22 protein-coding genes are annotated in these 23,205 nt (G+C 64.9%); 15 read left to right on the plus strand and 7 right to left on the minus strand.

The window, feature by feature from the left end:
• Window positions 1-62: 62 nt before the first annotated feature.
• Together PEP31012_RS01015 and PEP31012_RS01020 are read right to left on the minus strand one after the other, a co-directional pair.
• Window positions 63-980 carry a DMT family transporter gene (locus PEP31012_RS01015; RefSeq protein ID WP_150587506.1) on the minus strand — a complete coding sequence of 306 codons (918 nt, stop codon included), beginning with the start codon at window positions 978-980 and terminating at the stop codon, window positions 63-65.
• A gap of 118 nt (window positions 981-1,098) precedes the next feature.
• A complete protein-coding gene (locus PEP31012_RS01020) occupies window positions 1,099-2,583 on the minus strand; it encodes a helicase HerA-like domain-containing protein (protein ID WP_246171125.1) in 1,485 nt (494 codons plus the stop codon).
• 326 nt (window positions 2,584-2,909) lie between these two features.
• Here PEP31012_RS01020 and PEP31012_RS01025 point away from each other — a divergent pair, with 326 nt between their 5' ends.
• The 15 genes from PEP31012_RS01025 (at window position 2,910) to PEP31012_RS01095 (ending at window position 18,012) form a co-directional block, all read left to right on the plus strand.
• Window positions 2,910-3,635 (plus strand): YebC/PmpR family DNA-binding transcriptional regulator, encoded by a 726-nt coding sequence (locus tag PEP31012_RS01025; RefSeq protein WP_150587508.1) that lies wholly within the window; start codon window positions 2,910-2,912, stop codon window positions 3,633-3,635.
• A 1-nt stretch (window position 3,636) separates the two neighbouring features.
• Window positions 3,637-4,914 (plus strand): phosphoribosylamine--glycine ligase, encoded by a 1,278-nt coding sequence (gene purD / locus PEP31012_RS01030; RefSeq protein ID WP_150587509.1) that lies wholly within the window; start codon window positions 3,637-3,639, stop codon window positions 4,912-4,914.
• A gap of 361 nt (window positions 4,915-5,275) precedes the next feature.
• Window positions 5,276-6,160, plus strand: coding sequence for a mechanosensitive ion channel family protein (locus PEP31012_RS01035; protein ID WP_150587510.1), 885 nt, complete (start codon window positions 5,276-5,278; stop codon window positions 6,158-6,160).
• A gap of 125 nt (window positions 6,161-6,285) precedes the next feature.
• Window positions 6,286-7,221, plus strand: coding sequence for an oxygen-dependent coproporphyrinogen oxidase (hemF, locus tag PEP31012_RS01040; protein WP_150587511.1), 936 nt, complete (start codon window positions 6,286-6,288; stop codon window positions 7,219-7,221).
• 13 nt (window positions 7,222-7,234) lie between these two features.
• A complete protein-coding gene (locus tag PEP31012_RS01045) occupies window positions 7,235-7,966 on the plus strand; it encodes a nicotinate-nucleotide adenylyltransferase (RefSeq protein WP_150587512.1) in 732 nt (243 codons plus the stop codon).
• A 55-nt stretch (window positions 7,967-8,021) separates the two neighbouring features.
• Window positions 8,022-8,471, plus strand: a complete 450-nt coding sequence (rsfS, locus tag PEP31012_RS01050) for a ribosome silencing factor (protein WP_150587513.1) — start codon at window positions 8,022-8,024, stop codon at window positions 8,469-8,471.
• Window positions 8,472-8,498: 27 nt separating this feature from the next.
• Window positions 8,499-8,969, plus strand: a complete 471-nt coding sequence (rlmH, locus tag PEP31012_RS01055; protein ID WP_017232866.1) for a 23S rRNA (pseudouridine(1915)-N(3))-methyltransferase RlmH — start codon at window positions 8,499-8,501, stop codon at window positions 8,967-8,969.
• Window positions 8,970-9,234: 265 nt separating this feature from the next.
• Window positions 9,235-10,566 (plus strand): sn-glycerol-3-phosphate ABC transporter substrate-binding protein UgpB, encoded by a 1,332-nt coding sequence (ugpB, locus tag PEP31012_RS01060; RefSeq protein ID WP_150587514.1) that lies wholly within the window; start codon window positions 9,235-9,237, stop codon window positions 10,564-10,566.
• Window positions 10,567-10,714: 148 nt separating this feature from the next.
• Window positions 10,715-11,611 (plus strand): sn-glycerol-3-phosphate ABC transporter permease UgpA, encoded by an 897-nt coding sequence (ugpA, locus tag PEP31012_RS01065; RefSeq protein ID WP_150587515.1) that lies wholly within the window; start codon window positions 10,715-10,717, stop codon window positions 11,609-11,611.
• Window positions 11,608-12,453, plus strand: coding sequence for a sn-glycerol-3-phosphate ABC transporter permease UgpE (gene ugpE, locus PEP31012_RS01070; RefSeq protein WP_150587516.1), 846 nt, complete (start codon window positions 11,608-11,610; stop codon window positions 12,451-12,453). Before ugpA ends, ugpE begins: the two co-directional genes overlap by 4 nt.
• A gap of 2 nt (window positions 12,454-12,455) precedes the next feature.
• Window positions 12,456-13,553 (plus strand): sn-glycerol-3-phosphate import ATP-binding protein UgpC, encoded by a 1,098-nt coding sequence (locus tag PEP31012_RS01075; RefSeq protein WP_150587517.1) that lies wholly within the window; start codon window positions 12,456-12,458, stop codon window positions 13,551-13,553.
• Window positions 13,550-14,329: a glycerophosphodiester phosphodiesterase gene (gene ugpQ, locus PEP31012_RS01080; protein WP_150587518.1), complete on the plus strand. Its 780-nt coding sequence runs from the start codon at window positions 13,550-13,552 to the stop codon at window positions 14,327-14,329. Before PEP31012_RS01075 ends, ugpQ begins: the two co-directional genes overlap by 4 nt.
• A gap of 228 nt (window positions 14,330-14,557) precedes the next feature.
• Window positions 14,558-15,157, plus strand: coding sequence for a Maf family protein (locus PEP31012_RS01085; RefSeq protein ID WP_150587519.1), 600 nt, complete (start codon window positions 14,558-14,560; stop codon window positions 15,155-15,157).
• A gap of 44 nt (window positions 15,158-15,201) precedes the next feature.
• The gene (gene rng, locus PEP31012_RS01090; protein ID WP_150587520.1) at window positions 15,202-16,671 is read left to right on the plus strand and encodes a ribonuclease G; all 1,470 of its coding nucleotides are present in this window, start codon (window positions 15,202-15,204) and stop codon (window positions 16,669-16,671) included.
• 30 nt (window positions 16,672-16,701) lie between these two features.
• Window positions 16,702-18,012: a cation diffusion facilitator family transporter gene (locus tag PEP31012_RS01095; protein WP_150587521.1), complete on the plus strand. Its 1,311-nt coding sequence runs from the start codon at window positions 16,702-16,704 to the stop codon at window positions 18,010-18,012.
• Window positions 18,013-18,069: 57 nt separating this feature from the next.
• Here the strand turns inward: PEP31012_RS01095 and rfbC are convergent, their stop codons facing one another.
• The 5 genes from rfbC to msbA are packed head-to-tail and all read right to left on the minus strand — an operon-like array spanning window position 18,070 to window position 23,043.
• Entirely contained in the window at window positions 18,070-18,618 is a 549-nt protein-coding gene (gene rfbC / locus PEP31012_RS01100; RefSeq protein ID WP_150587522.1) for a dTDP-4-dehydrorhamnose 3,5-epimerase, read from the minus strand.
• Between the two features lie 43 nt (window positions 18,619-18,661).
• A complete protein-coding gene (gene rfbA, locus PEP31012_RS01105; protein WP_150587523.1) occupies window positions 18,662-19,549 on the minus strand; it encodes a glucose-1-phosphate thymidylyltransferase RfbA in 888 nt (295 codons plus the stop codon).
• A gap of 7 nt (window positions 19,550-19,556) precedes the next feature.
• Entirely contained in the window at window positions 19,557-20,621 is a 1,065-nt protein-coding gene (rfbB, locus tag PEP31012_RS01110; protein WP_150587524.1) for a dTDP-glucose 4,6-dehydratase, read from the minus strand.
• A 31-nt stretch (window positions 20,622-20,652) separates the two neighbouring features.
• A complete protein-coding gene (locus PEP31012_RS01115; RefSeq protein ID WP_150587525.1) occupies window positions 20,653-21,234 on the minus strand; it encodes a peroxidase-related enzyme in 582 nt (193 codons plus the stop codon).
• Between the two features lie 57 nt (window positions 21,235-21,291).
• Window positions 21,292-23,043, minus strand: a complete 1,752-nt coding sequence (gene msbA, locus PEP31012_RS01120) for a lipid A export permease/ATP-binding protein MsbA (protein ID WP_150587526.1) — start codon at window positions 23,041-23,043, stop codon at window positions 21,292-21,294.
• Window positions 23,044-23,205 lie beyond the last annotated feature (162 nt).

Consider the following 23,205-nt stretch of genomic DNA (forward strand, 5'->3'; position numbering starts at 1 on the left):
CACGCGCCAGACGCCAGATCGCACGCCCCGGCCATCGCGTGCCGGGGCCTGCTTCCCGCGCCCTAACGGGCCTTGCGCCGCGTGGCCATCGCCACCCCAACGGCCGCCAGCCCCATCCCTCCCCACGCGAGTGGCGGCATGTGTTCGCCGACCATGAGCCACGCCGCGAGCGCCGCCGACGGCGGCACGAGGAAAAACAGCGCCGAGACGCGCGACGCCTCGCCGCGCCGGATCATCGCCAGCAGCAATGAAATCGCGACGATCGAGTTGCCGATCACAAGATAGACGAGCGACGCGCCGAGCTGCCATGTCCAATCGATACGCATCGGCTCCAGCCACCCGGCAAGCGGCAGGGTCACCGCAAAGCCCACGGCGTACTGCACCAGATTGGCCGTGACCGGGTGCTGACCCACGCCGAAGCGTTTTTCGTAGAGCGTGCCGCAGGTGATCGCGCCCAGCGCCACGAACGTCAGCGCCAGCCCCAGCGCCGAGGTCACCTCTACCGCCGAGCGCGCCACGATGACCAGCGCCGCCCCCGCCAGCCCCAGCGCGAGTCCTATCCAGTTCAGACCGCTTACGCGCTCGCCCACCAGATGCGGCACGGCCAGCGCCACGAGAATCGGTTGCAGCGACGTAATCAGCGCGACGCTACCGGCCGACACGCCCAGACGCAGCGCCAGATACGTCATGCTGAAGTACAGCGCCTGGATGAGCAGACCGATGACGATGAGATGGCCCCACGCGGCCGCCGTCTTCGGTAAGGGCGGGCGCATGACGATCGCCAGCGGCGCGAGCAGCACGAGCACCAGCCCGTAGCGCAACGCGAGAAACGTGAGCGGATCGGCGTACGCCAGACCTATCTTGGCGACGGTAAAGCCGACCGACCACAGAAACAGAAAGATGAGCGGCGCGGCGCGCAGCCACAACGGATCGTGGGCGACGCCGGTGCGCACCGGTTCCAGCGAAGATTTCAGCGACATGGAGGCATGAGGAAACGTTGAGCGAGAGACGGTGCCGGCGGCACGTCAGCAGCGCGGCACAAGGCAATCACGGCCGAGCGTTGGCCCGTTGCCTTGCCGCGACGTCCGGCGAACACGGTCATCGGCGCCTGCTGCCGCCGAGAATGCTGCCCAGCACACCGCGCACGATCTCCCGGCCCAACTGACTGCCGATCGTGCGCGCCGTACTCTTGACCATCGCTTCGACCACCGTATCCTTGCGTCGCGAGCTGCCGGAACCGCCCAGCAAGCCGCCGAGCGAGTCCCTCACGGCATCGAGCAGCCCCCCGCCGGATGTCTCAGCGTCATTTGGCGCTTGCGGCGCGGCGCCGTCCGCGGAAACGGGCGGAGCGTCAGCCTGACGCATCTGGGTGCGCCCGACAAGGCGCTCGTAAGCCGACTCGCGATCCACCGCCTTTTCGTACACGCCGGCCACAAGCGACGCGGCGATGAGCGATGCGCGTTCCTGTGGCGTAATCGGTCCAATACGCGAGGCCGGCGGCGCGATGTACGCACGCTCGGTCACGGCCGGGCGGCCCTTCTCGTCGAGCAACGACACCAGCGCTTCGCCCACGCCCAATTCGCCGATCGCCGCTTCGATGTCGAGCGATGGATTGGCACGCATGGTCTGCGCCGCCACCTTGACCGCCTTCTGATCGCGTGGTGAGTAGGCCCGCAGCGCATGCTGCACGCGATTGCCCAACTGGCCGAGCACGGTGTCCGGTACGTCAACCGGGTTTTGCGTCACAAAGTACACGCCAACGCCCTTCGAACGAATCAGACGCACCATCTGCTCGATGCGCTCGAGCAACGGCTTCGGCGCCTCGTTGAACAGCAGATGCGCCTCGTCGAAGAAGAAGACGAGTTTGGGCTTGTCGGGATCGCCCACTTCCGGCAGACGCTCGAACAGCTCGGCGAGCAGCCACAACAGGAAGGTGGCGTAAATGCGCGGCGCGGCCAGCAGTTTGTCGGCCGCGAGGATGTTGACGATGCCGCGCCCTTGCGCATCCGTCTGCATGAAGTCGTCGATATCGAGCATCGGCTCGCCGAAGAACTTGTCGGCGCCCTGTTGCTCGAGTGTGAGCAGCCCACGCTGGATCGCCCCAACCGACGCGGCCGAGATGTTGCCGTATTGCGTGGTGAAGGTCGACGCGTTCTCGCCCACGTGCTGAAGCATGGCGCGCAGGTCCTTGCTGTCGAGCAGCAGCAGGCCGTTGTCGTCGGCGATCTTGAAGACGAGGTTGAGCACGCCGGTCTGTGTCTCGTTCAGGCCCAGCAGTCGCGAGAGCAACAGGGGGCCGAGATCGGAGACCGTCGCGCGCACGGGATGGCCCTGCTCGCCGAACACGTCCCAAAGCGTGGCCGGGCTACCGTGCCAATCGGGCGTATCGAAACCGAACTGGGCGATGCGCGCCTTGAGCTTGGGTGTCTCGACGCCGGGCTGCGTGATGCCGGTCAGGTCGCCCTTCACGTCGGCGAGGAACACCGGCACCCCGATGTCGGAGAAGGCCTGCGCCATGACCTGAAGCGTGACGGTCTTGCCCGTGCCCGTTGCCCCGGTAATCAACCCGTGGCGATTGCCCATGGCGGGCAGCAGGCCGAGTAGATGCTGGTCGTTACGCGCAATAAGGAGCCGGTCGCCGGGCTCGCCGCCGGCGCTCGAGGCAGCCGGGGCGTGTGCGGTGGCGTGGGAAGGGGAAGATGCCGCTGGGGAGGCAGCAAGCGACGAGGGCGGCGGCAGCACGGGCTTCTGGGGCATTGAGAGTCCTCGGCGGTAGTCGCGGCGTAGCACGTGACACGGCGCAGCAAACACCCGTGGCACGGTGCGGCGGCATGATAAAATTGCCTCCGATTATAGCGGCAGGTTGCCGCTCGGACTTCGCCGCTCAATGCGGCACGACGGAGAAATTCATGGCGGGTCATTCCAAATGGGCCAACATCAAACACAAGAAGGCCGCGGCAGATGCCAAGCGCGGTAAAGTCTGGACACGCCTGATCAAGGAAATCACGGTGGCCGCGCGTCTGGGCGGCGGTGACGTCGACAGCAACCCGCGCCTGCGCCTGGCCGTGGAAAAGGCGGCCGACGCGAACATGCCCAAGGACAACGTCAAACGCGCGATCGATCGCGGCGTTGGCGGTCTGGACGGCGCCAACTACGAAGAAATCCGCTACGAAGGCTATGGCATCAACGGTGCGGCCGTGATCGTCGACACCATGACGGACAACCGCGTGCGCACCGTCGCGGAAGTGCGTCATGCGTTCTCGAAGTTTGGCGGCAACATGGGCACCGACGGTTCGGTGGCCTTCCTCTTCACGCATTGCGGCCAGTTCCTGTTCTCGCCGGAAACGCCGGAAGACAAGTTGATGGAAGTGGCGCTCGACGCCGGCGCCGATGACGTGATCGGCAACGACGACGGCAGCTTCGAAGTCATCTGCCCGGCGAACGACTTCCAGGCGGTGAAGGGCAAGCTCGAAGCGGCCGGCCTGAAGGCCGAAGTCGCGGAAGTCACGATGAAGCCGCAAACCGAAGTGGTCTTCACCGGCGAAGACGCCGTGAAGATGCAAAAGCTGCTCGACGCGCTCGAAAACCTCGACGACGTGCAGGAAGTATTCACCAACGCCGTCATCGAGGAATAAGATGAAGATTCTGGTTGTCGGCTCGGGCGGCCGCGAACACGCGCTGGCGTGGAAGCTTGCCCAATCGCCGCGTATTCAATTGGTTTATGTCGCGCCAGGTAACGGCGGCACAGCGCTCGACGAGCGCCTGCGCAATGTGCCGATCAGCGATCCGAACGTGCTCGCCGAGTTCGCCGCGCGCGAAGGCATCGCGCTGACGGTGGTCGGCCCGGAAACGCCGCTCGCCGCCGGTATCGTCAATATCTTCCGCGCCCGTGGCCTGAAGATCTTCGGCCCGACCAAGGAAGCTGCCCAGCTCGAATCCTCGAAGGACTTCGCCAAGGCGTTCATGAAGCGTCATGGCATTCCCACCGCCGATTACGAAACGTTCTCCGACGCGGTCAGCGCGCATGCCTACATCGACGCCAAGGGCGCACCGATCGTCATCAAGGCGGATGGCCTCGCCGCAGGCAAGGGCGTGGTCGTGGCGATGTCGCTTGACGAAGCCCATCACGCTGTCGACATGATGCTCGCGGACAACAAGCTCGGCGACGCCGGTGCCCGCGTGGTGATCGAGGAGTTCCTGCAAGGCGAGGAAGCCAGCTTCATCGTGATGGTCGACGGCAAGAACGTGCTGCCGCTTGCCACGTCGCAGGATCACAAGCGTTTGCTCGATAACGATCAGGGCCCCAACACGGGCGGCATGGGCGCCTATTCGCCCGCGCCGATCGTCACGCCGCAGATCCATGCGCGCGTGATGCGCGAGATCATTCTGCCGACCGTGCGCGGCATGGAAACCGACGGCATCCGCTTTACGGGCTTCCTGTATGCCGGCCTGATGATCGACGCCCAAGGCAACGTCAAGACGCTCGAATTCAACTGCCGTATGGGCGACCCTGAGACGCAGCCGATCATGGCGCGCCTGAAGGGCGACTTCTCTGTGGTGGTCGAGCACGCGATTGCCGGCACGCTCGACAAGGTCGAACTCGACTGGGATCGCCGTTACGCGCTGGGCGTAGTGCTTGCCGCGCACGGGTATCCTGACACCCCGCGCAAGGGCGACCGGATCTCCGAAGTGCCCGCCGAGACGGCCGATTGCGTGACGTTCCACGCGGGTACCCAGCTTGAGAACGACGTGCTGACAGTGACCGGCGGGCGCGTGCTGTGCGTGGTCGGCCTGTCCGACACGGTGCGCGGCGCGCAGAGCGTGGCGTACCAGACCGTCAATCAGATCAGTTTCGACGGCATGCAGTATCGCCACGACATCGGCAACCGTGCACTGGCGCGCAAACCGGAGTAAGGGGGTCGACGTCAGTGGGTCGAAGTCAGTGGGTCGAAGTCAGTCAGTCGGTGTCTGTCCGGGCGCGCCTCAAGGGAGACCTTGCAGTGCCGGATATGCGCTGAACAAGCGCTGAGCAAGCGCCGAACCGTTGTGTCACGGCCCGGGGGACGTCATGTCGCCCGGGCCGTTGTCGTTTTGGCGGCGTCCCCGCGCGCCGCACGCCGCCGGACACCGTCACACGGTCGCGATTGACAAGCGCGGGGCAAGTTGGCACGCTGACACCGCGCGGGCGCGTCAGTCCTTGCCTGCCGCGCGTCCGGCCAGCCCCGGCGGATGTCATGCAGTTTTCCCGACAGACCCTCGCTCGACGGAGACTTTCATGTTCGATCTCGACAAGCTGGTCAACGATTACCTGATGCCCTTCGGCCTGAAGATTCTGATGGCCGTCGTCATCTGGATAGTCGGCGGTATCGTCATCAATGTGGTGGCGCGGCTCGTGCGCAGCGCCATGACCCGACGCGCCATCGATCCCACCCTCGTTCGCTACACCGAATCGACACTGCGCATCGCCCTGCGCATTGCCCTGATCATTTCCATCCTCAGCGTCTGCGGTATCGAGACGACGTCGTTCGCCGCGTTGCTCGCCGCCGCCGGCATCGCCATCGGCGCCGCTTGGTCCGGACTCCTGTCGAACTTCGCCTCGGGCATCTTCCTCATCGTGCTGCGCCCGTTCAAGACCGGCGACATGATCAGCGCAGGCGGCGTGACCGGGGTGGTCGACGAGATCGGCCTGTTCGTCACCACGCTCACGACGGCCGACAATCTGCGCGTGTATGTGGGCAACACGAAGGTCTTCGGCGACAACATCACGGTGTATGACGCCAACGCGTTCCGCCGCGTCGACCTGACAGCGCAGCTCGCCCACACGGTCGATGTGCAGGACGCGATGGCGCGCCTGAAGGCACGCATCGCCCAGATCCCGAACGTGATGGGCACGCCGGCCGTCGACGTAGCGATTCTCGAATTCACGCCGGCCGGGCCGGTGCTCGCGGTGCGCCCGTATTGCCACAACCGCGACTACTGGCAGGTGTATTTCGATACCAACCGGGCCATCGCCGAGGTCGGTGGCACGGCGCAGTGGCCGGTGCCGACGACGCGCCAGATCCTCATGCCCCCGCCGGGCGACCTCAACAAGGGAATGTCCCCTGCGTCTGCGGGCGGCGTGGCCGCGGCCAGTCCGCTGCCCAATGCCCCCGCGCCCTGATCGACGGGGTTTGATGCAGGTCATCCGGGCCGCATCCGGCGCGACGGTTTGCCGCGCCGGCCCGCCCCCCGAACGCGTGGCTGCCGGTACAATCGCGGTATTACCACGCATCGGGACGTCACAGCATGACAGCGCAAGACGCCGCACCAGCACCGGATACGGGTGCGGTGCGTACTTATCTGCTCGGGCTTCAGGACCGCATTGTCGAGACGCTCGCGCGCCTTGACGGCAAACGCTTCCTCGCCGACGACTGGCAACGCCCGGCCGATGGCGCGCTGCGCGGCGACGGTCGCACCCGCGTGCTCGACGACGGCGACTTCTTCGAGCGCGGCGGCGTGAACTTCTCCCATGTGGTCGGCGACAAGCTGCCGGGCTCGGCCAGCGCGTCCCGCCCCGAGTTGGCCGGGCGCGGCTTCGAAGCCCTCGGCGTCTCGCTGGTGTTGCACCCGCGCAATCCATACTGCCCGACCGTGCACTTCAATGTGCGCATCCTGATCGCCACGGCGCCCGGCCAGTTGCCCGCGTTCTGGTTCGGCGGCGGCATGGATCTCACGCCCTACTATGCGTTCGAAGAGGACTGCCGGCACTTTCACCAGACCTGCAAGGACGCGCTCGATCCGTTCGACACCACGTGGTATCCGCGCTTCAAGACGTGGTGCGATGAGTACTTCTACCTGAAGCACCGCCAGGAGCCGCGCGGCATCGGCGGCATCTTCTTCGACGATTTCTCGGGGGGGGGCTTCGATACGGGCTTTGCCGTCATGCAAAGCGTGGGAGACGCCTTCCTCGACGCGTATGTGCCGATCGTCGAGCGCCGTCGCGGCATGCCCTACGGCGAGCGCGAGCGCGATTTCCAGGCCCACCGACGCGGCCGGTACGTCGAATTCAACCTGGTCTGGGACCGTGGCACCCATTTCGGCCTGCAATCGGGGGGCCGCACCGAATCGATCCTGATGTCGATGCCGCCGATCGTGAAATGGCACTACGACTGGAAGCCCGAGCCGGACACGCCGGAAGCGATGCTCTATACCGACTTCCTCGTTCGCCGCGAGTGGGTGTGAAGGCCGGCCCCGCATGAGCGTCTCGTCCCCTGCCTCGCCACACGCCACGCACGCGTCGCCCGCCGGTTCGATCCCGCGCATCGGCGTGCTGGGCGGCACGTTCGATCCCATTCACACCGGCCACCTCGCGCTGGGTGCGCTGTTCGCCCGCACGCTCGCGCTCGACGAACTGATCCTGATGCCCGCCGGCCAGCAGCCACAGAAGCAAGGCAGCACCCCGGCCGAGCATCGGCTGGCCATGACGCGTCTGGCCGCGACGCAGCTCGCCGCCGAGTTGGCCCGCACGCAACCGACCACGCGACTGAGCGTCAGCACGCGCGAAATCGAGCGGGCCGGACCGAGCTATACCGTCGACACGCTGCGTGAGATGCGCCGCGACATCGGCCCGCAAGCGTCGCTGTCGCTGCTCATCGGCTCCGACCAACTGGTGCGCCTGGACACCTGGCACGCCTGGCGCGAACTGTTCGACTACGCCCACGTCTGCGCGGCCGCACGCCCCGGTTTCCGGTGGGCCAGCGCCTCCTTGCCGCTGCGCCAGGTCTTCGCCGAACGGGAGAAGTCCGCACTCAGGGTACAATCCACGCCATGCGGCGGCATCCTGATCGACAACTCACTGGCTGTCGACATCTCCGCCACCGAGTTGCGCGCCACACTGGCGCAAGCGCGAGACGCGGCCACGCCCCCGGCGAACCTGCCCGAACCCGTGTGGCATTACATCCGCGCGCAACACCTGTATCGCGCCTGACGGCCCTTGCCGGGCCGCCGCCTCGGCGCCCCCTGTTTCACCAAAAAGACGCACTATGGATATTCGTAAACTTCAGCGCCTGATCGTCGACGCCCTCGATGACGTCAAGGCCCAGGACATCAAGGTGTTCAACACCGAGCACCTCACCGCCCTGTTCGAGCGCGTGATCATCGCGAGCGGCACGTCCAATCGCCAGACCAAGGCGCTCGCCGCCAGCGTGCGCGACAAGGTCAAGGCCGCCGGCGGCGACATCGTCAGCATGGAAGGCGAAGACGTGGGCGAATGGGTGCTGGTCGACACGGGCGACGCCATCGTCCACATCATGCAGCCGGCTCTGCGCCAGTATTACAACCTCGAAGAAATCTGGGGCGAAAAGCCGGTGCGCCTGAAAGCCGCCGGCACCAAGGCCGGCGCCAAGGCCAGCGTGGAAGATCACGAAGACGAAGTGGAAGAAGCGCACGACGCGCTCGACGCCCCGGCCCCTGCCCGCCGCAAGGCAAAGTAAGCCGGCGCTGCGCGGGAGTCTGCCGTCATGCGTCTGTTCATTCTCGCGGTCGGGCACAAGATGCCCGGCTGGATCGAGACCGCTTTCGCCGAGTACGCCAAGCGCATGCCGCCCGAGCTGCGCATCGAACTCAAGGAAATCAAGCCGGAGCAACGCTCCAACTCCCGCACGGCCGAGACCGTCATGGCGGCCGAGGCGCAGCGTATCGACGCGGCCCTGCCGCGTGGCTGCCGTCTCGTGTGCCTGGACGAACGCGGACAGGACCTCACGACGATGCGTCTGGCCCAGTCGCTCACCGGCTGGCAGCAGGACGGACGCGACGTCGCGTTCGTGATCGGCGGTGCCGACGGGCTCGACCCAGCTCTCAAGGCGCGCGCCGACACCCTCATCCGACTTTCCAGCCTCACCATGCCCCACGGCATGGTGCGGGTATTGCTCGCCGAGCAGCTCTACCGCGCGTGGAGCATCAATGCCAATCACCCCTATCACCGCGTCTGACAACGCCGCATGTCAGAAATAAGTCGAAAATAAGTCGATTCACGTTGTGCGGCGCAATGCCACGTTGCGCCGAACCTCAAACGACGCGCAACGCGTCGCCGCCCGCCCCCCCATGCGCGATTGTCAATCCCCCATCGACGCCTCCATGCAACACGCGTTGTGCGCTGCGGGTGGAAAAAACACAGTGACGTGGTAGTCTACGCCGCGCTACACAGTTCGCACCGCGAACAACAATTAGACTTCTCGTGAACCCCCGGAGATTGGCATGAAGCAACCGTCCCTGCGAAGTATCGTCCTGGCCGGCGTTGGCGCTGCAATGACGTTCGGCATGAGCACGTCGGCCCTGGCCGCGACCGAGATTCAGTTCTGGCACTCCATGGAATCGGCCCTTGGCGAGCGCGTCAACCAGATCGCCAACGATTTCAACGCGTCGCAAAGCGATTACAAGATTGTCCCGATCTACAAGGGCAACTACGAGCAAGGGCTGGCGGCCGGTATCGCCGCGTTCCGCGCCGGCAATGCCCCCGCCATTCTTCAGGTGTACGAAGTGGGCACGGCCACGATGATGCAGGCCAAGAAGGCCGTCAAGCCGGTGTGGCAAGTTATGAAGGACGCCGGCGAGCCGTTCAACGAAGCGGCGTTCGTGCCGACCGTGGCGAGCTACTACGCCGACAGCAAGACCAATCATCTCGTGTCGATGCCGTTCAACAGCTCGACGCCGGTGCTGTACTACAACAAGGACGCCTTCAAGAAGGCGGGTCTCGATCCGAACGCCCCGCCGAAGACCTGGGCCGACGTGAAGACCGATGCCGAGAAGCTCAAGGCTGCCGGCATGTCGTGCGGTTTCAGCACGGGCTGGCAGGGCTGGACGCAGCTCGAGAACTACAGCGCCTGGCATGCCCTGCCGTTCGCCACGAAGAACAACGGTTTCGACGGTCTTGACGCCAAGCTGAACTTCAACGGCCCGCAGCAGATCAAGCACATCCAGTTCCTGGCCGACATGGCCAAGGAAGGCACGTTCACCTACGTGGGCCGCAAGGACGAAGTGACGTCGAAGTTCTACAGCGGCGACTGCGGCATTGCGATGACCACCTCGGGGGCCCTCGCCAATATCGCCAAGTACGCCAAGTTCAACTACGGCGTGGGCATGATGCCGTACGACGCCGACGTGAAGGGTGCGCCGCAGAATGCCATCATCGGTGGCGCCAGCCTGTGGGTACTCGCCGGCAAGTCGTCCGCCGAGTACAAGGGTGTGGCCAAGTTTCTGAACTACCTTGCGTCGCCGGCCGTGGCGGCGAAGTGGCACCAGGACACCGGTTATCTGCCGGTGACGAAGGCCGCCTACGAACTGACCGAGAAGCAGGGCTTCTACGCGAAGCATCCTGGCGCCGACATGGCCATCAAGCAGATGCTCAACAAGCCGCCCCTGCCGTTCACGCGAGGTCTGCGCCTGGGCAACATGCCGCAGATTCGCACGGTGGTCGACGAAGAACTCGAAGGCGTGTGGAGCGGCAAGCAAACGCCCAAAGCCGCTCTGGACAAGGCGGTCACCCGTGGCGACGAACTGCTGCGCCGCTTCGAGAAGCAGGGCAGCTAAGCGGCCCGCAGCGCACGATGGCGCGCGCGACGCCGGCAACTTGACCGCGTTCGCCGCGCACATCGTGACGTTAGAATCGTGACGTTACCCTGACCACCCGGCCCCGTCGACGACATGGGCCGGGTTGGTTTTTTCCGCTCATTACGTTATGGCGCATACCTCCAGAGAACGCCCTCGCTTCGGCACCGGCTGGCTGCCCTACGCGCTCGTCGCCCCGCAGCTGCTCATCACCGTCGTGTTCTTCCTGTGGCCCGCGGGCGAAGCCCTGTGGCAATCGACCTCGGCGCAGGACGCCTTCGGGCTGTCCAGCCAGTTCGTCGGCCTGGACAACTTCGTTTCGCTGTGGCGCGACCCGCTCTACCTCGCGTCGTTTCGCACCACGATGGTCTTCAGCGGGCTGGTGACGGTCTGCGGACTGGTCATCTCGTTGCTGCTCGCGGCCATGGCCGACCGCGTCACGCGCGGCAAGCGCACGTACCAGACACTGCTCATCTGGCCTTACGCCGTAGCACCCGCCATTGCGGCCGTGCTGTGGGCGTTCCTGTTCAATCCGAGTATCGGTCTCGTCACCTACGGCCTGGCGAAGCTCGGCATCGAGTGGAATCACGCGCTCAACGGCGGCCAGGCGATGTTCCTCGTCGTGCTCGCTTCGATCTGGAAGCAGATCAGCTACAACTTCCTGTTCTTCTATGCGGGCTTGCAGGCGATTCCGCGCTCGCTCGTGGAAGCGGCGGCGATCGACGGCGCCGGGCCGATCCGGCGGTTCTTCGGACTGGTGTTGCCGCTGATCTCGCCGACGACGTTCTTCCTGCTGGTGGTCAACCTCGTGTACTCGTTCTTCGACACCTTCCCGGTGATCGATGCCGCGACCGGCGGCGGTCCGGGTCAGTCGACCATGACGCTGATCTACAAGATTTACTCGGAAGGGTTCAAGGGGCTCGACCTCGGCAGCTCGGCTGCCCAGTCGGTAGTGCTGATGGCCATCGTCATCGTGCTCACGGTCGTGCAGTTCCGTTTCATCGAACGCAAGGTGCAATACGCATGATCGAGAACCGTCGCGGCCTGGATATCTTCTGCCACGTCATGCTGGTCATCGGCGTGCTGCTGGTGGTCTTCCCGCTCTATGTGGCGTTCGTCGCCGCCACCATGAACGAGCGCGAGATCTTCAACGTTCCCTTGTCGCTCATCCCGAGCACGCACCTGCTGCAGAACCTCGCTACCGTCTGGAACCAGGGCACGGGCGATTCCGCAATGCCGTTCGGGCTGATGCTCGGCAACAGCCTGTTCATGGCGCTAGTCATCACCTTCGGCAAGATCTCGGTGTCGATCCTGTCGGCCTTCGCCATCGTGTACTTCCGCTTCCCGTTGCGCAATCTGTTCTTCTGGCTGATCTTCGTCACGCTGATGCTGCCGGTCGAGGTTCGCATATTCCCGACGGTGCAGGTGATCTCGACGCTCGGCCTCATCAACAGCTATACGGGCCTCACGCTGCCGCTCATCGCCTCGGCCACGGCCACGTTCCTGTTCCGGCAGTTCTTCATGACGCTGCCCGACGAACTCGTCGAAGCCGCGCGCATCGACGGCGCCGGCCCGATGCGGTTCTTCTTCGATGTGGTGCTGCCGCTGTCGAAGACGAATATCGCGGCGCTGTTCGTCATCACCTTCATCTATGGCTGGAATCAGTACCTGTGGCCGATTCTGGTGACCAATGCCCCGTCGATGACGACGGCCGTGGTCGGCATCAAGAGCATGATCGGCAGCGGCGACACCGCCACCCAATGGCAACTCGTCATGAGCGCCACGCTGCTCGCCATGCTGCCGCCGCTCGCGGTGGTGTTGCTCATGCAACGTTGGTTCGTGCGCGGTCTGGTCGATTCGGAAAAGTAATCATGGCAAATCTCAAACTCCATCACGTCAAGAAAACCTACGACCGGAAAAACTATGTCCTGCACGGGGTCGACATCGACATCGAAGACGGCGAATTCGTCGTCATCGTCGGTCCCTCGGGCTGCGGCAAGTCGACGCTGCTGCGCATGGTCGCCGGCCTCGAATCGGTCAGCGAAGGCAGCATCCTGATCGGCTCGCAGGTCGTCAATGAACTGGAGCCGAAGGACCGCAACATCGCGATGGTGTTCCAGAACTATGCGCTGTATCCGCACATGGATGTGCGCCAGAACATGTCGTATGGCCTGAAGATCCGCGGCATCGCCAAGGCGACCATCGACGAGCGCGTACTCGCCGCCGCGCGCATTCTGGAACTGGAACCCCTGCTCGCCCGCAAGCCGCGCGAACTCTCGGGCGGTCAGCGTCAGCGTGTGGCCATGGGCCGCGCGATCGTGCGCGAGCCCGCGGTATTCCTGTTCGACGAGCCGCTCTCGAACCTCGACGCCAAGCTGCGCGTGCAAATGCGCCTGGAAATCCAGCGACTGCACGCCCGCCTGAAAACCACCAGTCTGTATGTCACGCACGATCAGATCGAAGCGATGACGCTGGCCGATCGCGTGATCGTCATGAACAAGGGCTACGCGGAACAGATCGGCACACCGACGGACGTGTACGAGCGCCCGGCGTCGCTGTTCGTGGCGAGCTTCATGGGCTCGCCCGCCATGAACCTGCTCAAGGGCCGTGTCGACACGGAAGGTCGCACGTTCCAGGTCGACGGCGGCGGACCGGCCCTGCGCCTGCCGCCCACGAGCATGGCGTACGCCAACCGTGAGCTCGTGCTTGGCGTGCGCCCCGAGCATCTGGTGCCCGCCGATCCGCAAAACGGCCTGGGGGCCTTTGCCGCGCAGACGAGTATCCTCGTCGATCAGCTCGAACTGCTCGGCGCCGACAATCTGGCCCACGGCCGCTGGGGCGAGCAGCCCGTTACGGTGCGTCTGCCGCACGAGATGCGTCCGGCGGCGGGCACCGTGGTGCCGCTGGCCATCTCGGCCAAGGCCTTGCATCTGTTCGATCCGGCCACCGGCAAGCGAGTCGAAGCATGAGCGATCGCTCGACACCGGCCCCGCTTTGGCCCACCTGGCCCTATCCGCGCATCGTCGCGCACCGTGGCGGCGGCAAGCTGGCGCCGGAAAACACGCTGGCCGCCTTCGAGACGGGCGCGTCGCTCGGCCTGCGCATGGTCGAGTTCGATGCCAAGCTCTCGGCGGATAACACTGTCTTCCTGCTGCACGACGACACCGTCGATCGCACGAGCAACGGCCACGGTGCCGCCGCGCAGATGACTTACGCCGACATCGCGAAGCTCGACGCCGGCAGTTGGTTCGGCGCACGCTTCGCAGGGCAGGTGATGCCGACCCTCGCCCAGGTGGCCGAGCGCTGTATGGCGCTGGGGCTGGCGGCGAACGTCGAGATCAAGCCGTGCCCGGGCCGCGAGGCGGAAACGGGCAAGCGGGTCGCCGAGGCCGTTCAGGCGCTGTGGGCGGGCCAGGCCCTGCCGCCTCTGCTCTCGTCGTTCTCCTACGAGGCCCTCGAAGCGGCAGCTGCCGCTGCCCCCGACCTGCCGCGCGGCATGCTGTATGAAGCCGTTCCGGTGCATTGGCGCGAGGACGCCCGCAAGCTCGGCACGGTCTCGCTGCACGCAAGCCATCAGCCGCTCGACGGCCCGCAGGTCGCACAAATCAAGGCGGCCGGCCTGCAGATGCTGGTCTACACGGTCAACGATCCGGTCCGCGCGCGCGAACTGGCGGCGTGGGGGGTCGATGCCATCTGCACCGACCGCATCGACCTGATCGGCGCCGATTTCCTCGACGACGCCTGAGCCTCTGCCGGGGAACCATCGACGGCAGTCCGCCCGTTTTCCGGTCCATGTCCGCGTCGAAGTCCCCTCCTATGCCGCTGTCCACCCGCCCTGCGCGCTGGCGGGCATGGGCGCAAGGCGGCATAATAGGACGTTCCCCTCGCCCAGCCCATCCCGCGGCCCGGTGCACGCGATTGCAGATCGTTGCGAAGTCGTGTGCCGGGTTGGACGAATTCAAGCCAAGCCGCCATGCCGTACATCTATCTCGCGTCGCAAAGCCCCCGCCGTCAGGAACTGCTGCAGCAGCTCGGCGTTCGCTTCGAAATGCTGCTGCCGGCGGCCCACGAGGACGCCGAAGCGCTCGAAGCCGTGCTGCCGGGTGAGCCGCCCGACGACTACGTGCAGCGCGTCACGCGCGCCAAGGCCGAGGCGGCTATCGCTCGCCTGGCCCGCGCCGGCCTGCCCGGCGCCCCCATTCTTGCCGCCGATACGACGGTGTGCCTGGACGGCACCATCCTCGGCAAGCCGTTCGACGACGCCGACGCCTGCGCCGTGCTCGCTCGTCTGTCGGGCACGCGCCATCGCGTGCTGACCGCCGTCGCCGTGTGCGCCGACGGCCAGATCCATCAGGCAGTGAACATTTCTCACGTCTGGTTCCGGCCGATGCGCCGTGAGGAGATCGAGCGCTACGTCGCCTCGGGCGAGCCGAGGGGCAAAGCGGGCGCTTACGGGATTCAGGGCAGGGCCGCCGAATTCGTGCTGCGTATCGACGGCAGCTACTCCGGCATCATGGGGCTACCGTTGTGCGAGACCGCCGCGCTGTTGCGCCAGGCCGGCGTCGACTTCTGACACCCACCGAATTTGCCAAGCCTACCGAGTCCGGTCGACACTTTATGAACGAAGACATTCTGGTCAACATCACGCCACAGGAAACCCGTGTGGCGCTCATGCAGCTCGGAGCGGTGCAGGAATTGCACATCGAGCGCACGCTCTCGCGCGGTCTGGTCGGCAACATCTACCTGGGCAAGGTCGTGCGCGTGCTGCCGGGCATGCAATCGGCGTTCATCGATATCGGGCTGGAGCGCGCGGCGTTCCTGCACGTGGCCGATATCTGGCATCCGCGCACGAGCAACGACACGTCCACGCCGCACCCGCAGCCGCCCATCGAGAAGACGGTGTTCGAGGGGCAGACGCTGATGGTGCAGGTCATCAAGGACCCGATCGGCACCAAGGGCGCGCGCCTGTCGACGCAAATCAGCATTGCCGGGCGCACGCTCGTCTACCTGCCGCAGGAGCCCCATATCGGTATTTCGCAGCGTATCGAGAGCGAAGCGGAGCGCGAGGCGTTGCGCAGCAAGATCCAGGCGCTCGTGCCGGCCGACGAGAAAGGCGGCTTCATCGTGCGCACGATTGCGGAAGACGCGGCCGACGCCGAACTGGCGAACGACATCGCCTATCTGCGCAAGTCCTGGCAGACCATCGGCGAGCAGAGCACACGCATGCCGGCGCCGGCGCTGCTGTACCAGGATCTGAACCTCGCCCAGCGCGTGCTGCGCGACTTCGTGCACGAGGAAACCGGCAAGATATTGGTCGACTCGCGCGAGACGTTCCAGAAACTGGCGGAATTCGCGACAACGTACACACCGGCGGTGCTCGGCAAGCTCACGCATTACACCGGCGAGCGGCCGCTCTTCGACCTGTACAACGTCGAGACGGAAATCGAGCGCGCGCTGTCGCGCCGTGTCGATCTCAAGTCCGGCGGGTATCTGATGATCGATCAGACCGAGGCGATGACGACCATCGACGTGAACACCGGTGGCTATGTCGGTGCGCGCAACTTCGACGACACGATCTTCAAGACGAACCTCGAAGCGGCATTGATGATCGCGCGCCAGTTGCGGCTGCGCAATCTGGGCGGGATCATCATCATCGACTTCATCGACATGGAGAACACCGAGCACCGCGACTCGGTGCTGGCCGAGCTGAAGAAGGCGCTCGCGCGCGACCGCACACGCATCACCGTGAATGGCTTCTCCCAGCTCGGGCTGGTCGAGATGACCCGCAAGCGCACACGCGAATCGCTCGCCCATGTACTGTGCGAGCCATGTGCCGTCTGCCAGGGCAAGGGACAGGTCAAAACGCCGCGCACGCTGTGCTATGACATCCTGCGCGAGATTCTGCGCGAATCGCGCCAGTTCAACCCGCGCGAATTCCGTCTGATCGCTTCGCAGGCGGTCGTCGACTTGTTCCTGGAGGAAGAGTCGCAGCATCTCGCGATGCTCATCGACTTCGTCGGCAAGCCGATTTCGCTGCAGGTGGAATCGTCGTTCCATCAGGAGCAGTACGACATCATCCTGGTGTAACCCAACGCAGCGCTCGCACGTTCCGACGTCATGCCCTACTCGAACTACGATAACCTGGCAGCCTCGAGCGAGGCGCTCGACAAGCATGCCGTCGCACGTCATACGACCTGGGTCAGCATCTGGGTCAACATCTTGCTCACGACGGCGCAGATCGTCATCGGCATCTTCGCCCGTTCGCAGGCGTTGATTGCCGACGGCATTCACTCGCTCTCGGACATCGTCTCGGACTTCGTCGTGCTGGCTGCCGCGCGCGGCAGCGCCCGCGCGCCGGACGCCGATCACCCCTACGGCCATAGCCGTTACGAGAACGCGGCGTCGTTGTTTCTCGGCGTCATTCTGCTCGTCGTGGGAGCAGGCATGCTGTGGCGCGGCATCGAGCGGTTGCTGCACCCCGAAGACATTCCGGAAGTGCACACGATCGCGCTGGTCGTCGCCGTTCTGGTGCTGGTCAGCAAGGAAGGGCTGTTTCGCTACATGCTGCGCGCCGCGCAACGCGTGCGCTCGGCGATGCTCGTGGCCAACGCGTGGCACGCGCGCTCCGACGCGCTGTCGTCGCTCGTCGTGGCGTTCGGTATTCTGGGCAACCTCGCGGGCTACCGCATTCTCGACCCGCTCGCCGCCGCCCTCGTGGGCCTGATGATCGGACGCACCGGCTGGAAGTTCGGCTGGAACGCGTTGCAGGACCTCATCGATCGCGGCGTGGACGACGCCACGACCGTCACCATTCGGGAGCGTCTGCTCGCGACGCCCGGCGTGCGCACCATCGACATGCTGCGCACGCGCCGCATGGGCGACGAGATCGTGGTCGACGTGCACATCCTCGTCGATGCGCGATTGTCGGTGTCCGAGGGACACTACATCGCGGAACAGGCACGCGCGACGGTCATGCTCGAGCCGCAGATTCTCGATGTGCTCGTACACGTCGATCCCGAGAGCGACACCAAGGGCACTGCGTTGCAGCAATGGCCTGCGCGCTCGGTCGTGGTCGGCGCGGCAGAGGCACTGTGCCGCGCCAATGCGCTGGCGCTGCACGACGTCAAACTGCATTACCTGAACAACGGGCTGGAGGCCGACGTGATTGTCGAAGGGCTGCGTGACCCGGCGCGCTCTGGCACCTCGGGGGCGGATGGCTCACCCGTTGGCGGCGGCACGGAACCGTCATCGCAGAGCGTGGCGGACGCACTCAGCGCGCGCTTTGGTCTGCGCGCCGTCAGAGTGCTGCGGGTGACGGGCGACACGTCCGCCGCGCCGGGTGAGGGCGACGTCGCCAGCATTGCCGACATTGCCGACATCCCGACGACGCCTGCAAAAGCAACGGCCGCCGGACCCGCCGTCGATTGACGACCGGGCCGCGACGGCCGGAGGCAACGCGTACGGGACATGGTCCCGTACGGGGCATCACGCTTCGTGCCGGAAGTCCGAGAACAGCATGCCCTGCCGATCCTTGTCCGAGACGTTCGGCGTGATGCCGTCGAGCGGCCAGGGAATCGCGAGCGTCGGGTCGTCCCAGCGAATGCAGCGTTCGAACTGCGGCGCCCAATAGTCCGTGGTCTTGTACAGCACTTCGGCCGTCTCCGACGTGACGACAAAACCGTGCGCGAAGCCCGCAGGAATCCACAACTGTTTCTTGTTTTCGGCGCTCAGCACTTCCGCGACCCACTGGCCGAAGGTCGGCGAGCCTTCACGGATATCGACCGCGACATCGTAAATTTCGCCGTGCAGCACGCGCACGAGCTTGCCCTGCGGTTGCTTGACCTGGTAGTGCAGCCCGCGCAGCACGCCTCGGGCCGAGCGCGACTGGTTGTCCTGCACGAACGTGAGCGTCTCGCCCAGCGCGTTGTCGAAGTTGCGCTGGTTGAAGCTCTCGAAGAAATGGCCGCGGGCGTCGCCAAAGACCTTGGGTTCGATCACGCAAACGGCGGGAATGGCGGTGGGAATCACTTGCATAGCGAGATACCGGTAAGAATCGAAGGAGTGCGATGCGGCAGACTCAGAACAACCGCTCGCGCAGCATCGAGAGCAGGTATTGGCCGTAACCGGTCTTGGCGAGCGGCTGCGCGAGCGCCTCGATCGCGGCGGCGTCGATCCAGCCACGCCGGTAGGCGATCTCCTCGGGGCACGCGACCTTCAAGCCCTGACGGCTTTCGATCGTCTGGATGAACGTACTCGCTTCGAGCATCGATTCATGCGTGCCGGTATCCAGCCATGCATATCCGCGACCCATGATCTGGACGTTGAGCTTGCCGCGACGCAGATACTCGTTGTTCACGTCGGTGATTTCCAGCTCACCGCGCGCCGACGGCTTGATCGACCGTGCGATCTCGATCACGTCGTTATCGCAGAAGTACAAACCGGTCACGGCGTAACGCGACTTCGGCTCCTTGGGTTTCTCGACGAGTTCGATGGCCTTGCCCTTCTCATCGAACGTCACTACGCCGTATCGCTCCGGATCGTGCACGCGATACGCGAACACGGAGGCTCCATCCGTCTGGCTATTCGCTGCCGAAAGCAGTGACGCGAAATCGTGACCGTAGAACAGATTGTCGCCGAGCACCAACGCGCACGGATCGCGACCGATGAAGTCCGCGCCGATCAGGAATGCCTGCGCCAGTCCGTCCGGCGACGGTTGCACGGCGTATTGCAGGTTCAGGCCCCACTGGCTGCCGTCGCCCAGCAGTTGCTCGAAGCGCGGCGTGTCCTGCGGCGTCGAGATGATCAGCACGTCGCGAATCCCCGCCAGCATCAGCGTGGTCAGCGGGTAGTAGATCATCGGCTTGTCGTACACCGGGAGCAACTGCTTGGAGACGGCCAGCGTCGCCGGATACAGTCGCGTACCGGAGCCGCCGGCGAGGATGATGCCCTTGCGCTTGATACTCATGCGTGCCTCAGTCGTTCTTTTGATAGTGTGTCTCGATCCAGCGCTGGTATTCGCCCGACTGCACCTGGCGCACCCACTCTCCGTTGGCGAGGTACCACTGCACCGTCTTGCGCATGCCGGTCTCGAACGTCTCGGCTGGGCGCCAGCCCAGTTCGCGCTCAAGCTTGCGCGCGTCGATGGCATAGCGACGGTCGTGGCCCGGACGATCGGTGACAAACGTGATCTGATCGCCATACGACTTTCCGTCGGCACGCGGCGATAGTTCGTCGAGCAATGCGCACAGATGCTTCACGACCGAGAGGTTGTTCTGCTCGTTCCAGCCGCCCACGTTGTAGACCTCGCCCACGACGCCTCTGGCAAGCACCTCGCGAATGGCGGCGCAATGGTCACCGACGTACAGCCAGTCGCGCACGTTGCTGCCGTCGCCATAGATCGGCAGCGGCTTGCCGGCCAGCGCATTGGCAATCACCAGCGGAATGAGCTTTTCGGGGAATTGGTACGGGCCGTAGTTGTTCGAGCAGTTGGTCGTGAGTACCGGCAGACCATACGTGTGGTGATAGGCTCGCACCAGATGGTCGGACCCGGCCTTGGACGCCGAGTACGGGCTGTTGGGCGCGTAAGGCGTGGTCTCGGTGAATGCCGGATCGCTCGGGCTCAGCGAGCCATAGACTTCGTCCGTCGAGACGTGCAGGAAGCGGAAGGCATCGCGCGCCTCGCCGTCGAGCGTTCCCCAATAGGCGCGTGCGGCTTCGAGCATCGTGAATGTGCCGACGATGTTCGTCTGCACGAAGTCGCCAGGGCCATGAATGGAACGGTCGACATGGCTTTCCGCCGCGAAGTGCAGCACCGCGCGCGGGCGATGCTCGGCATACAGTCGATCGAGCGCGTCGCGGTCGCAGATATCAACTTGGGCAAAGCGATGTCGCCGGTCATGCTCGATACTGGCAAGATTGGCGAGATTGCCCGCGTAAGTCAGCTTGTCGATGGTCAACACCGGCTCGTCATGTTGCGCGAGCCAGTCAAGAATGAAATTCGCGCCGATAAATCCGGCACCGCCAGTCACAAAAATCATGGGCTGAAAATTAAGGAGTGCGGAGGCGGCCCTACTTGCGCGGCACGCGTCCCATCAAAAAGAATTCGTCGTTAGGCCGCATCGAGATGGCATTGGCGATGCGGTTGGACATGCCGAAAAACGCCGTGATCGCGGCGATGTCCCAGATGTCCTCATCGTCGAGGCCGTGTCGGCGCAACGCCGCGTAATCGTCGTCGCCGACTTCGTGGGAGCGCTCGCACACTTTCATCGCGTAACCGAGGATCGCCCGCTGGCGCTCGCTCAGGTCGGCCTTGAGGTAGTTGACGGCCACCTGATCGGCAAGCAACGGCTGCTTTTCATAGATGCGCACCAGCGCACCGTGCGCAACGACACAATACAGACACTGATTCACTGCGCTCGTGGCAACCACGATCATCTCGCGTTCGCCTTTGCTGAGATTGCCCGCTTTGACCATCAGCGCATCGTGATACGCGAAAAATGCGCGGAATTCGTCGGGGCGATGCGCCAGCGTGAGGAACACGTTCGGGATGAAGCCGGCCTTCTCCTGCACTTCGTCGATACGTGCGCGAATATCGGCCGGCAACGTGGCAAGGTCGGGCACGGGGAAACGGCTGATCGGCGGCTGACTCATCGTGATCCTCTTCAAGACAGGCGGGTATGGGCTGACGTTCGCGACGCTTCGACGACGTCAGGCGTCCTGCTGCTGTGCGTACTGAATGCGGTGCAAATGCGCGTAGAGGCCATTATGCGCCACCAACGCCTGGTGCGAGCCCTGCTCCACGATGCGCCCGTGCTCGAGCACGACGATGCGATCCGCGCGCTCGATGGTCGAGAGGCGGTGCGCAATCACCAGCGTGGTGCGTCCTTCCATCAGCACTTCCAACGCCGCCTGCACGTGACGCTCCGACTCCGAATCCAGCGCGGAGGTCGCTTCGTCCAGAATCAGGATCGGCGCATCCTTGTATATCGCGCGCGCGATCGCCAGACGTTGACGCTGACCACCCGACAGACGCATGCCGTTGTCGCCCACGAGCGTCTCGACGCCGTCTGGCATGGCCGCGACCGCATCGGCCAGATTGGCCGCCCGCAGCGCCGCCTGCACACGCTCGGCGTCGATCTCCTGGCCGTAGGCCACGTTTGCGGCGATGGTGTCGTTGAACAGCACGACGTCCTGGCTCACGAACGCAATCTGACGACGCAGATCGGCCAGGCGCAGGTCGGTGAGCGGAATGTCGTCGAGCAGGATGCGGCCACCGGTCGGATCGTAGAAACGCGGCACCAGGTTGACCATCGTCGTCTTGCCGCTGCCGGACGGCCCCACCAGCGCCACCATCTCACCGGGCGCCACCTCCAGCGAAATCCTGTCGAGCGTCGGACGCTCGCTGGCACCGTAGTGGAAGCTGACCTGATCGAACGTCACTCGGCCCTTGGCGCGCTCCAGTGTGCGCTCGCCGCCGGTCGGCTCGACGTCGACGTCCATGACTTCGAAAATCAGCTCGGCGGCCGTCACACCGCGCTGCAGCGGCTGGTTGACGTCCATCAGGTGCTTGAGCGGGGAGACGACGAGCAGCAGCGCCGTCACGAAGGCCGTAAAGCCGCCCACGGTCATCTCGCCCGACGACGACTCGATCATCGCCACCGTAATGACGATGGCCAGCGCCAGCGAGGCAAGGGCCTGTGTCACCGGCTGCGCCAGGCCGCCGGAGACCGTCACGCGCATGGCATAGCCGCGCAGCGTGCTGGTCATCTTGTCGAAGCGCGACTTTTCATACGCTTCGCCGTTGTGGATCTTAACCACCTTGTAGCCGCCCACCGCTTCTTCGACCACGTAAGACAGCGCGTTGGTCAGCGTCTGCTGCTCGCGGTTCAGGCGACGCAGGCGACGATTGATCTTGCCGACGAGCCAGCCGATGAACGGCAGAATCACGGCCACGACGAGCGTGAGGCGCCAGTTCAGGTAGAACAGATAGCCCAGCAGGCCAACGACGGTGAGCGAATCGCGCACGAGCGTGATGAGCACCGTGGTGAGGACGCCGAGCACCTGGTTGACTTCGTAGACGAGCGCATTGATGAGCGTGCTCGTCGTCTCGCGTTGAAAGAAGGCGGCCGGCGCATGCAGCAGACGCTCGAACATGCGCACGCGCAGGTCGAGCAGCACGCGGTTGGACACCCACGAGAGCATGTAGTTGGCCGAATATTGCGCCAGCCCCCGGATGACGGCCAGGCCGATCACGGCGGCGGGCACGTACCACAGATTCCACGGATCCTGGCCCGAGAACCCCTTGTCGAGCACCGGCTTGAGCACGGCCGGAATGGCCGCTTCGGTGCCGGCCACGAGCGCCATGGCGAGAACGGCCAGCAGGCCCATATGCCAATATGGCTGAAGGTAGCCCAGCAGACGTCGAAGAATCGGTCCGACGGGCTTGTGCGGTGCGCTCATGTAGATGGGGGACGGCGGAAAAACCGCTATTCTAACGTACCGGCCGGTCTTGCCGGGACACGTCCGAGCCGGGCTCGGACGCCGCCGCGAAATTCGCCACGATGGCCGCGATCGGAGGGCGATGGTGCGCCGCGGCCGGGGGGAACCGGTATACTCCCGCCC

Origin of the sequence: Pandoraea eparura, assembly GCF_902459725.1 — a bacterium.
Taxonomy (GTDB): domain Bacteria; phylum Pseudomonadota; class Gammaproteobacteria; order Burkholderiales; family Burkholderiaceae; genus Pandoraea; species Pandoraea eparura.

Bases quoted from the DNA above. Each gene is read 5' to 3' on its own strand.
- ugpB (WP_150587514.1), top strand. From the start codon at position 9,235: ATGAAGCAACCGTCCCTGCGAAGTATCGTCCTGGCCGGCGTTGGCGCT.
- ugpQ (WP_150587518.1), top strand. From the start codon at position 13,550: ATGAGCGATCGCTCGACACCGGCCCCGCTTTGGCCCACCTGGCCCTAT.
- PEP31012_RS01075 (WP_150587517.1), top strand. From the start codon at position 12,456: ATGGCAAATCTCAAACTCCATCACGTCAAGAAAACCTACGACCGGAAA.
- PEP31012_RS01015 (WP_150587506.1), bottom strand. From the start codon at position 980: ATGTCGCTGAAATCTTCGCTGGAACCGGTGCGCACCGGCGTCGCCCAC.
- PEP31012_RS01035 (WP_150587510.1), top strand. From the start codon at position 5,276: ATGTTCGATCTCGACAAGCTGGTCAACGATTACCTGATGCCCTTCGGC.
- rfbA (WP_150587523.1), bottom strand. From the start codon at position 19,549: ATGAGTATCAAGCGCAAGGGCATCATCCTCGCCGGCGGCTCCGGTACG.
- rlmH (WP_017232866.1), top strand. From the start codon at position 8,499: ATGCGTCTGTTCATTCTCGCGGTCGGGCACAAGATGCCCGGCTGGATC.
- PEP31012_RS01025 (WP_150587508.1), top strand. From the start codon at position 2,910: ATGGCGGGTCATTCCAAATGGGCCAACATCAAACACAAGAAGGCCGCG.
- ugpE (WP_150587516.1), top strand. From the start codon at position 11,608: ATGATCGAGAACCGTCGCGGCCTGGATATCTTCTGCCACGTCATGCTG.
- rfbC (WP_150587522.1), bottom strand. From the start codon at position 18,618: ATGCAAGTGATTCCCACCGCCATTCCCGCCGTTTGCGTGATCGAACCC.
- PEP31012_RS01085 (WP_150587519.1), top strand. From the start codon at position 14,558: ATGCCGTACATCTATCTCGCGTCGCAAAGCCCCCGCCGTCAGGAACTG.
- PEP31012_RS01045 (WP_150587512.1), top strand. From the start codon at position 7,235: ATGAGCGTCTCGTCCCCTGCCTCGCCACACGCCACGCACGCGTCGCCC.
- hemF (WP_150587511.1), top strand. From the start codon at position 6,286: ATGACAGCGCAAGACGCCGCACCAGCACCGGATACGGGTGCGGTGCGT.
- msbA (WP_150587526.1), bottom strand. From the start codon at position 23,043: ATGAGCGCACCGCACAAGCCCGTCGGACCGATTCTTCGACGTCTGCTG.
- rng (WP_150587520.1), top strand. From the start codon at position 15,202: ATGAACGAAGACATTCTGGTCAACATCACGCCACAGGAAACCCGTGTG.
- rfbB (WP_150587524.1), bottom strand. From the start codon at position 20,621: ATGATTTTTGTGACTGGCGGTGCCGGATTTATCGGCGCGAATTTCATT.
- PEP31012_RS01095 (WP_150587521.1), top strand. From the start codon at position 16,702: ATGCCCTACTCGAACTACGATAACCTGGCAGCCTCGAGCGAGGCGCTC.
- PEP31012_RS01115 (WP_150587525.1), bottom strand. From the start codon at position 21,234: ATGAGTCAGCCGCCGATCAGCCGTTTCCCCGTGCCCGACCTTGCCACG.
- PEP31012_RS01020 (WP_246171125.1), bottom strand. From the start codon at position 2,583: ATGGGCAATCGCCACGGGTTGATTACCGGGGCAACGGGCACGGGCAAG.
- ugpA (WP_150587515.1), top strand. From the start codon at position 10,715: ATGGCGCATACCTCCAGAGAACGCCCTCGCTTCGGCACCGGCTGGCTG.
- purD (WP_150587509.1), top strand. From the start codon at position 3,637: ATGAAGATTCTGGTTGTCGGCTCGGGCGGCCGCGAACACGCGCTGGCG.
- rsfS (WP_150587513.1), top strand. From the start codon at position 8,022: ATGGATATTCGTAAACTTCAGCGCCTGATCGTCGACGCCCTCGATGAC.